Source organism: bacterium (genome assembly GCA_040755795.1).
Lineage (GTDB): Bacteria > UBA9089 > CG2-30-40-21 > CG2-30-40-21 > SBAY01 > JBFLXS01.
The window spans coordinates 1-1,491 of sequence record JBFLXS010000657.1 but is presented as its reverse complement, the minus strand read 5'-3'; the positions used below and the strand labels follow the sequence as shown (position 1 = coordinate 1,491).

The window sequence follows — 1,491 nt, the reverse complement described above, 5'->3', positions numbered from 1 at the left end:
AATAAAGTACTTAGATATGATAAGACCAATGGGGCTGTAACTACCCTATTGACCAGAAATGAAGAAATTACCTCACTTGCAGTGGATGAGAACCATCTCTGGATTGGAACAAATGACAAATTAATATCTTGTAATAAAGATGGAGGTGCAATTGAGGAATATTTTCAGGGAATGAAGATAACTTCACTTTGTAGAGATAATAACTGGATATGGATTGCTACTAATGGAAATGGTTTGATAGAATATGATGAAAGAACTGAAAAGTTCCAGATATATACTACAGAAAATAGTAATATGTTAAGTAACAATATCACAACCTTATCGGCTAAAGATAGGGATGTATGGATGATTACAGATAAAGGTGTATGCGGATATAGGGCAAAATTGGTAGAAGAAAGTATAAGTAATAACCTCGATATAGCGTCAAATGAGAAGAAATCAATGGTTATAAATATAGGCACACCTACAATCTCTGGTAAATACTATATACATGCCAAATTACTATTATCTTCAGGACAATTTATCGGCTTTGATTCAGACAGCTTTTATGTTAGTAAAGCTACAGTTACCTTAACATTTAACCTTGATAAGCCCGTGTATAAACCGGATGAATTAATAACCATTACCGGAAAGGTTTATAACAAAGATTTAGTTTTGCCAGCATACAATCTTAATCTATACATAAACGCAGATGATAAAACGATATTAAGTGAAACAATTAATATAGGGACTAATTCAGTATATGAATTTATTGCTACTACTACAGCGACTAAGTCATTTACCATAGTTGCAGGGGTTGATGAGATAAGATTAGAAGAATATGTAGTCATTATAGAGGAGCCTTTAAAAATAGATATTACCGAAATAGGTACTCCAAATAGAGGGACAAATACCTTTACTATAAAATTAAATAACACCGGAGATGCAGAAACGGTAATAAATGGAAGATGGAAGATAGGAGATGAGGAGTGGCAGGAATTAGGGACAGTCACAATACTACCAGGGGGAATAAAAGAAATTGCACTAAATTATCAATTCCCGCCAGATAATTATCAATCAGGTTATGCTACGATTACCCTTGTTTTATCAGGGGATATAACGGGAACATATACAAGGCAGATAGAGTTTGGTGAAAAAGTTGATGTGAAGGTTGAACCAGAGATAGTCTATCCTTTGGGTTATGTAGAAGTACCATTTACTATTACCAATCAAGGAAAACAGGATTCAGAATTTGAACTAACATTCTTATTGAATAAACAAGAGCAAGAGCAGAATATCAAAGTCTTTGCTTTTCCCACACCTAAAGAGCCTTCCTGGTTATTAAGTGAACCAAAGATAGTTATCAAATCTAACACTGTAAAGAATCCACACCCTGTAAAGACTCCACCAAAAGCACCACAAACTGATTATTCGGAAGACATAATTAGAATAAGTAGTGAATTCTATATCCCAAATGGGGGAACAATTACGGGTAGCCTTATCTATGAATTA

Annotated in this window: 1 protein-coding gene; it reads left to right on the top strand. The window is 34.0% G+C overall.

What is annotated here, in order from left to right; genetic code table 11:
- Nucleotides 1-1,491: hypothetical protein (locus AB1414_20670; protein ID MEW6609824.1), on the top strand; the 1,491-nt coding region annotated here is incomplete at both ends.